The 8633-nt window shown below is 39.3% G+C and carries 10 protein-coding genes; 1 reads left to right on the forward strand and 9 read right to left on the reverse strand.

The window, feature by feature from the left end:
* Positions 1-67: 67 nt before the first annotated feature.
* The 5 genes from M3183_RS21150 to M3183_RS21170 form a co-directional block, all read right to left on the reverse strand.
* Entirely contained in the window at positions 68-1264 is a 1197-nt protein-coding gene (locus M3183_RS21150) for a M20 metallopeptidase family protein (protein ID WP_251472711.1), read from the reverse strand.
* An 11-nt stretch (positions 1265-1275) separates the two neighbouring features.
* Positions 1276-1998, reverse strand: a complete 723-nt coding sequence (locus tag M3183_RS21155; protein WP_251472712.1) for an amino acid ABC transporter ATP-binding protein — start codon at positions 1996-1998, stop codon at positions 1276-1278.
* Positions 1995-2657 (reverse strand): amino acid ABC transporter permease, encoded by a 663-nt coding sequence (locus M3183_RS21160; protein ID WP_251472713.1) that lies wholly within the window; start codon positions 2655-2657, stop codon positions 1995-1997. The genes M3183_RS21155 and M3183_RS21160 overlap by 4 nt, the downstream gene beginning before the upstream one ends.
* Positions 2658-2906: 249 nt before the next feature.
* The gene (locus M3183_RS21165; RefSeq protein WP_251472714.1) at positions 2907-3737 is read right to left on the reverse strand and encodes an amino acid ABC transporter substrate-binding protein; all 831 of its coding nucleotides are present in this window, start codon (positions 3735-3737) and stop codon (positions 2907-2909) included.
* Positions 3738-3985: 248 nt separating this feature from the next.
* Positions 3986-4171, reverse strand: a complete 186-nt coding sequence (locus M3183_RS21170) for a hypothetical protein (protein WP_251472715.1) — start codon at positions 4169-4171, stop codon at positions 3986-3988.
* A 269-nt stretch (positions 4172-4440) separates the two neighbouring features.
* On the opposite strand from M3183_RS21170, the gene M3183_RS21175 reads away from it, so the two are divergent.
* A complete protein-coding gene (locus M3183_RS21175; protein ID WP_251472716.1) occupies positions 4441-5421 on the forward strand; it encodes a metal-dependent hydrolase in 981 nt (326 codons plus the stop codon).
* Positions 5422-5712: 291 nt separating this feature from the next.
* Here M3183_RS21175 and M3183_RS21180 read toward each other — a convergent pair whose 3' ends face one another.
* The 4 genes from M3183_RS21180 to M3183_RS21195 form a co-directional block, all read right to left on the reverse strand.
* Positions 5713-6708: an HAAS signaling domain-containing protein gene (locus tag M3183_RS21180; protein ID WP_251472725.1), complete on the reverse strand. Its 996-nt coding sequence runs from the start codon at positions 6706-6708 to the stop codon at positions 5713-5715.
* Positions 6695-7042, reverse strand: a complete 348-nt coding sequence (locus M3183_RS21185) for a PadR family transcriptional regulator (RefSeq protein ID WP_251472717.1) — start codon at positions 7040-7042, stop codon at positions 6695-6697. Before M3183_RS21185 ends, M3183_RS21180 begins: the two co-directional genes overlap by 14 nt.
* A 390-nt stretch (positions 7043-7432) precedes the next feature.
* A complete protein-coding gene (locus M3183_RS21190; protein ID WP_251472718.1) occupies positions 7433-7984 on the reverse strand; it encodes a hypothetical protein in 552 nt (183 codons plus the stop codon).
* Positions 7929-8513 (reverse strand): hypothetical protein, encoded by a 585-nt coding sequence (locus M3183_RS21195; protein ID WP_251472719.1) that lies wholly within the window; start codon positions 8511-8513, stop codon positions 7929-7931. The genes M3183_RS21190 and M3183_RS21195 overlap by 56 nt, the downstream gene beginning before the upstream one ends.
* Positions 8514-8633 lie beyond the last annotated feature (120 nt).

Here is an 8633-nt window from a genome sequence, read left to right on the forward strand (position 1 = left end):
TGAAAAAGGCGATTTTCACCATAGAATGGAGAAAACCGCCTTTACTTACATAGTATGATGTTAATCCTTAATCTTCCTGCAGCAGCATAAACGCCGATTGGACCATCCATTTTACACCTATTTTAATTGCTTCTTCATCGACCATAAATTTAGGGTGGTGCAGGCCGTGGATGATTCCTTTTTCTTCATTTCTTGAGCCTAGCCATACAAAACAGCTGGGTACTACTTTTTGATAATGTGAAAAATCTTCTCCCCCCATGGTTGGTTCTGGAAGAAGCGTATTTTCTTCACCGACAACCGCTGTCGCAGCGGAACGAACGATTTTTGTTATTTTTTCATCATTGACAACAGCGGGAATTAAAAATTGGTAATCAATTTCGACTTCTCCGCCGAGTCCTGTAACGGTATTCGTGACTATTTTTTTGAATGTCTCATAAATTTGTTGTCTTACTTCTTCATTTGAAGTTCTGACCGTTCCTTTTAAAATTGCCTTATCAGGGATGACATTATTGGTTGCGCCCGCTTGAAAGGCACCAATGCTGATGACTGCCGATTCTTTAGCAGGTACGGTGCGGCTCACAATGGTCTGGAGCTGGGTGACAACAGCAGTGCCGATCACGATTGGATCAATGGTTCTTTCAGGCTGGGCCGCATGTCCGCCTTTGCCTTTGATCGTAATGGTGAAATCATCCACACTTGCCATTAAGAACCCTGCTTTTACTCCCATTGTCCCTGTTGGAATATCAGGAGAATTATGAAGACCAATGATGGATTTTACCCCATTTAAAAGTCCTGCAGCAATGATGGAAGTAGCCCCGCCCTCTGTTTCTTCTGCCGGCTGGAAAATGACTCGTACATTTCCTGGAAGGCTTTCGCGAAGTTCCTGCAAAACAACCGCAGCGCCTAATGCAATCGTTGTATGAACATCATGGCCGCACATATGGCTGACACCGTCCACTTTTGAACGAAACGGAAGATTTGATTTTTCTAGAATGGGAAGTGCATCAATGTCGGCACGTAAAGCAACTGTCGGACCAACACCCCCAGTAATCTCAGCCGCTGTCCCTGTTTTTACATCTGCCGGAATTTGAGTGATTCGAAATTCCTTTAACTGATGGTTGATAAATTTGGTTGTTTCAAATTCCATATTACTTAGTTCGGGATTCATATGAAGATGTCTTCTGATATCAACCAGTTTAGGAAATAACTGTTCTACCTTTTCATCGACTAATTTAGAAAGCTCTTGATTTGAAACTCCGTTCATGACCAGCCCTCCTATTTTAAATGTCCTAAAAATTCTTTTGTTCTCTCGTTCTTTGGATGTTCAAAAATATCTTCTGGTGACCCTGCCTCGACGATAACTCCCCCATCCATAAAAAGGACCCTGTCGGCTACATCCTTTGCAAAGCCCATTTCGTGAGTGACGACAACCATGGTCATTCCTTCTTTTGCCAATTGTTTCATAACAGCCAGTACCTCGCCTACTAGTTCTGGATCAAGGGCAGATGTAGGTTCATCAAACAGCATGACTTTTGGCTCCATAGCCAGGGCTCTAGCGATCGCGACCCGCTGCTTTTGCCCTCCAGACAATCGATTTGGATACTCATCTGCTTTTTCGGATAATCCCACTTTTTTCAGAAGTTCCATGGCTTTTTTCTTTGCCTGGTCTTTAGTCATTTTTTTCAACAAAACTGGTGCTTCGATGATATTTTCCATGACGGTCATATGTGGAAATAAATTAAATTGCTGAAAAACCATACCGATGTCCTGCCGAAGTTTATTTAATGAAGATTCTTTTGGTTCTACTACACTTCCATTAATCGTGATTGTTCCGCTGTCAGGTGTCTCTAAATGATTCATACACCTTAGAAAGGTGCTCTTTCCCGAGCCGCTTGGTCCAATCATAACGACTACTTCACCGGCAGATACATCTAAATCGATCCCTTTTAACACTTCTAAACGATTAAAAGACTTCACTACATTTTCACATGAAATCATTCATATGCACCCACTTTGTTCTCAATTTTTCTTACGACAAAGGACATGATGGTGGTTAAGAATAAGTAAATGATCCCTACTAAGAAAAAGACCTCCATGTAACGGTACGTACTGCTGATGATTTGCTGACCTGTCCGCAGTAAATCATATAAGGCGATTGTTGATACAAGAGAAGATTCTTTAATCAACGCAATAAATTCGTTTCCGAGAGGCGGCAGCATCCGGCGGAAGGCCTGAGGAATAATCACACGTCTCATAGCCTGGCGTGAACTTAGCCCAAGAGATCGTGCTGCTTCCATTTGCCCTTTATCGATGGATTGAATCGCACCTCTTGCAATTTCAGCAATGTAGGCTGCTGCGTTGATGGACAGCGCGATACAAGCTGAAACAAATGGCGGCATCGTAAGAGACGGAAATACAGATGGAATCGCAAAGTGAATAATAAATAAATGCAGCAAAAGAGGCGTTCCTCGTATAACCCAAATATAAAACCGGCTAATCTGTGATAAAAGAGGGTTCTTTGAAACCCTGCCAAGGCCGACAAAGATTCCTAGTATACTTCCAAAAATAACTCCCACTACCGCGATTTCAATGGTCACTAATGCGCCTTTTAATAAGTAAGGTAAATAGGTGACAGCAAAAGACAAAAATTCATTCATTTCCTTCTCTCCTCTGAAAAATAATAAAACGGATAAACAGGGTTATCCGCTTTATCCGTCGGTCTTTATTTTAATAAGACATATGTTGCTGCTTTCGTTGAGAATGGTCTAGCTCCAGCCGCCATCGGTGAGACGGCTAAGCCCTTCTTCCTGTGATAAGTCATCATCGAACGCTTACGCTCTTCGTAATTCCTTGATCTCAGTCGGAGCGCGCCCGCCTATACGCCGATAGGCGGGTGCCCTGTGCTTTTACTGTTTGGTTATATCAGATCCAAACCATTTTTTGCTTATATCGCTTAATGTTCCATTGGCTTCAATTGCTTTTAATGCTTTATCTAAAGCATCTCGAAGCTCCGTATCATTTTTCCGAACTGCAATACCCATAGGCTGTACATTGAATGCTGTACCTGCCACTTCAAATACGCCAGGTTTGGCTTTCATATAATAACGGCCGATCATTTCTCCAACAACGACCGCATCTACACGGCCAAGTCCCATGTCGTTTAATACATCCGTCGTCAAATCATATTTTTTTACTTCTTTAATCCCCTTGATAGTATTCACGGCTGTTTCACCAGTAGAACCCAATTGAACCCCGACTGTTTTTCCTTTTAAATCATCAACTGTCTGGATGTTGGAAGGATTTCCTTTTTTCACAACCAAAATTTGCCCTGCACCAAAATATTGTACGAAATTGACTTGTTTTGCTCTTTCTTCCGTTACATTCATGGAAGATAGAATAATATCAAACCGTTTCGCATCTAGACCTGGAAGGATTCCGTCCCATGATGATGGAACGAATTTCACCTTGACTCCAAGCTCTTTCGCAAGTGCTTGGGCAAAATCAATATCAAATCCTACTAACTCATTTTTATCATTGCGATATTCCATTGGCGGCAGTGTATCATCCATACCAATGGTCAGCTCGCCTTTCTCTTTTATGTCAGCTAATGTGTTACCGCCGTCTGCTTTTCCACTTTGTGTGTCTTTTGGAGAGTCCGGTATATTTTGCTTGCCGCCGCAAGCAGAAAGGACCATTGCAAGAATAACAGTTAATAATATTGGAATAATCTTTTTCATAATTTCCCCCACACATCTTTTTAGTTCTCTAATATTTTAATATAGTAAAGTGTTTTGATATTATTATTCTAAGAAACTTTACAGCAAAAAGCAAGAATTTTTTAGCTCTTTACTTGATGGTATATTTTGTTTTCTTTCTCTCCAGATCATTATTCGATCTAATAGCTGCAGCCAAAGGACATTGCAGAGTCAAACCGCAAAAAAGGCGATGGTTCTATTTACCATCGCCATTAGATATTAAAATGTAGTTAAATAGACTTTTTCATGCCGCAATTTCTGCATTCCCGAATAAATTCATAGTCCTTCACTCTGCTTTTAAAATGCGAGTGGCCACAGTTATCACAACGGCCTGAACGGATATCCGGATACTCCTTATAATCATAAATAATAGATGTGTCGTATTGTTTGCTGTCACTCTTATTTTCTTCAGACAATGTTTGTCACCTTTTTTCATTTCGTTTTTCCCTATCTATCATAACGCAAAAAAGGGCCGCTTGTTCAATTAATTTATGCTAATTTTTTACAAACAAAATACACCGAAATTTTTGAATCATGTTGAAGTGACATTTATTCCCTTCAAACAGTCAGTGAAACAAACTTTACGTTACAAAAACACAATATACTTTTTACATTCGTTTAATAATGAAGAAGCAAACTTCTAATATACTTTAAAGAAAGCCGACATTATGGGAGGAGTGATGAAATGGATACAGTTTCTCACATCATAGCGGGAGCAGGTATAGGGGCCCTTGCTCAAATGGATCCTGTTATCGCCAATGATGCTTCTCTAACACAGGCCGTTGTTTTAGGGACAGTCATTGGTTCCAATGCCCCTGATTTTGATCTTTTTTATCTTGTGAAAGGAAAAGGCAGCTACTATCGAAACCACAGAGCATGGTCTCATTCCATTTTTGCATTACCTATATGGAGTGCCGCCATTTCAGGTATTATTTATTCCCTTTTTACAGTCCCATCTTTTTCCCATCTATTCTTCTGGACCTTCTTAGCCGTTATGCTGCATGTCTTTTTTGACTTATTTAATGTGCATGGTACTCAAGTCTTGCTTCCTTTCTCAAAAAAGTGGATTACCTTTGATTCACTCCCTTTAATTGACCCGGTCATTATACTGGTACATATCCTGGGATTTTGTCTGCTCCCTTTCTATGAAGCCGGCAAAACCTTTCTTATCATCTATCTATTTCTGTTCCTATATGTTGGTGTCCGGACACTTTACTCCTTTATGATAAAAAGAAAATTAGAGTACTACTTTATCCGATCCATCCGGATTAAATTGATCCCGCGCACTTCCCTGTTTAAATGGGATATCTTAATCGAAACAAAGGAAGACTTTCTATTTGGGGTTTATTCTGACGGAAGTCTAACTGTAGAACATACTTTTTCAAAAGAAATAGATTTCCCAGAACTGGTTTCAGACAGCCAAAAACATCCTTCCATTTCCGATTTTCTTTCCAGCACCCAATATGCCTATCCATTTGTTCGGTCATGGAAGAATGGCTACTTCATCTATTGGAAAGATCTTCGGTTTCGTACAAAAAAATTTTTCCCCACTCTAGCCATCCTATTTATTTCATCTGATTTCAAGATGAAGAATTGTTTTATCGGTACCTTGCATTCTTTGAAGCAATACAAACAGGTGATAAGAAAATTAAAAATAGAAAACTAAAAAGGGTGATTAGATGGAAAACACATTATTGATTCTTTCTACCGTGATGACAATTCATGATCATAAAAATAGACTGGCTTCCCATCCTCACTTTCTTTTTCATACAAAAATTCCACCTTAAGCTTGTGACACCACCCGAATTTATAGAAATGTAAGTTTTATCAAAGTTAAAAATTGCCCTAACATTTACTAGGACAATTTTTATTTTAATGTTAAACAAAATAGGTCTCGGTTATTGTTCGTTGAGAAGGTTAGTTAATATCTAGTATCCTAGTAATTATTTTTAACAAATTAGTGACTTCCGGCCTTGCGGAAGCCATCGAATACATTCATTGCCGCCGATAACATATAGATGAAAAGGCTGCCTCCAATGATCCATGTTTTCAATTGTTGAGCTGTAATGGTAAATAAATCAGCCATATACGTAATAAATTCTGGGGTCATGATAGTCGGATTTTTTACTATAACAATGAATACAATCGTTCCAAAAAGCTCGAGGACCGCATTGCAAATGGCCATTCTTTTTGTCCACTGTCTCTTGATTAATTTATATAAAGCAAATGCTATTTCTAATACAATCACCACAACAACGATGGGCCAATACCCCACTAAAACTTCATGATTGAAAGCTGGAGTGACGAATGTAAGTCCTTCCCCGCTGCCTTTATATATACCTACAAGATGATTCGCATGAAAGTAAAGTGCTGCCCAAATCGCCGTCCACATTAAACTTCCAAATACTTCACACTTTCTAATTGCTTTTTTCTTAGGAATAGAAGGGATGGTTTTCAAATCATCAGGTGTCCATTTGTGAAACCTTGTATATTGTTTACCATCTTTTCCTTTATCTGTTCGTTCAACAATAGCGAAAACAATGGTCAGCCAAAAAAAGACCTGAATCCCTGTTTCAATCATTCCCGCTATTCCTTTACCGATTATATTTAAAATGCCATTCATTAAGCTGGCCTCTCCACTGTACCCAATAAAATAGGCAGCAATCGTTGAGATTAAAGAAATAACAGCAGCTATCGGTAAAATCATTTTTAATAACGTAACATATACGTCAAAATAAGGCTGGCCAATCAGGTGCATCGGCTGATCCCGGTATCCGCTGGCTAATACTGCTGGATTCCCCAATTTCTCCAGGACTGCCTTTATATCTTTTTCACTGTAATCCTCAGGAAGCATATCCTCAATCGTCGACCGCAGTTCAAGTGCAATATCCTCACGATGTTTTTCAGGCAGCCTCCGCGTCACTTCATATATATAAATCTCAATTAGATTCATCATCTTCCTCCCCTTTTAATAAGCCATGGAGCTCTTTAGATGTCTTCAACCATTCCCTTTTTAACTGCAAGAATATTTCCAACCCATATTCACTTAAAACATAATACTTACGGGGCCTGCTCTCAGATGTATCCCAGCTGCTCGACACTAAGTTCTGTTTTTCTAATCTGCGAAGCAATGGATATAAGGTACTCTGTTCTATCGTAATACCTGATTCCTCCAATAATTGAACAAGTGAATATCCATACTGCGGTGTTCGTAATTGACTCAAAACGGCTAATGTCAACGTTCCTCTTCTAAGCTCTGTCGTTAATGAATTCAATAAATTACTCATTCACCCACCTCATTTTTACTACTATATGTCATACGCTATATGATTTATGCTATGTGTCATACACTATTGTTGTTACAACATTAATTGCAATTAGACGGCCCTTTTTGGAATTAACGAAATGTACATAAAAAGTGGGCAGACAATGGATGAACAATAAAACAGCACACGCTATGTCTCTTAGGGAATAACATGTGCTGTTTTATTGTATTTCTAAGGTTAATTAGTGTTTTATCACATAAGAAATCTCGGAGTAAATCACAAGGGAGGAAAATTTATTGGAGTATGTAAATTTGAGGTGATTTATAGTTTGAATGAAAGCAGGATTGTAATGGCAGGGGCTGTTGTTATTTCAAATACATTTAATCATATTGGCCGCTCAAAATAATCCATTCAACCAATTTCAATCGCCAATGCCCTTGTTTGGCTACACAAGATGCTATTAAAGACCACTTCCTTCGGTAAATCTGAATTCTGTCCTTCCTCGGGGTGATGAAAGACAAATCCCTTCAGAAAATCTGAATTCTGTCCTTCATCGGGGTGATGAAAGACAAATCCCTTCAGAAAATCTGAATTCTGTCTTTCATCGGGGTGATGAAAGACTACTTCCTCCAGAAAATCTGGATTCTGTCCTTCATCGGGGTGATGAAAGACAAATCTCTTCGGTAAATTTGAATTCTGTCCTTCATCCGGGTTATGAAAGACTACTTCCTTCAGAAAATCTGAATTCTGTCCTTCATCGAGGCTATGAAAGACAAATTCCTTCAGTAAATTTGAATTCTGTCCTTCATCGGGGTGATGAAAGACAAATCCCTTCGGTAAATTTGAATTCTGTCCTTCATCGAGGCTATGAAAGACAAATCCCTTCAGAAAATCTGAATTCTGTCTTTCATCGGGGTGATGAAAGACTACTTCCTTCGGGTAAATTTGAATTCTGTCCTTCATCCGGGTGATGAAAGACTACTTCCTCCAGAAAATCTGAATTCTGTCCTTCATCGGGGTGATGAAAGACAAATCCCTTCGGTAAATTTGAATTCTGTCCTTCATCCGGGTTATGAAAGACTACTTCCTTCGGTAAATCTGAATTCTGTCCTTCATCCGGGTTATGAAAGACAAATCCCTTCAGAAAATCTGGATTCTGTCCTTCATCGGGGCTATGAAAGACAAATCCCTTCGGTAAATCTGAATTCTGTCCTTCATCGGGGTGATGAAAGACTACTTCCTTCAGAAAATCTGAATTCTGTCCTTCATCGAGGCTATGAAAGACTACTTCCTCCAGAAAATCTGAATTCTGTCCTTCATCGGGGTGATGAAAGACAAATCCCTTCGGTAAATTTGAATTCTGTCCTTCATCCGGGTTATGAAAGACTACTTCCTTCAGAAAGTCTGAATTCTGTCCTTCATCGGGGTGATGAAAGACAAATCCCTTCGGTAAATCTGATTTCTGTCCTTCATCGAGGCTATGAAAAGTCAAGTCCTAGTTTTTGTGTAAAATCACTGGCAAGTGCTTTCATCCTATACCCTTTCATTTTTTTTGCGAAACTTCCATGGATTTTAAACTTCATATCCGGAAAGGGATGTCAAATGGTTTTCA

Origin of the sequence: Neobacillus mesonae (assembly GCF_023715155.1) — a bacterium.
Lineage (GTDB): Bacteria > Bacillota > Bacilli > Bacillales > Cytobacillaceae > Neobacillus > Neobacillus mesonae_A.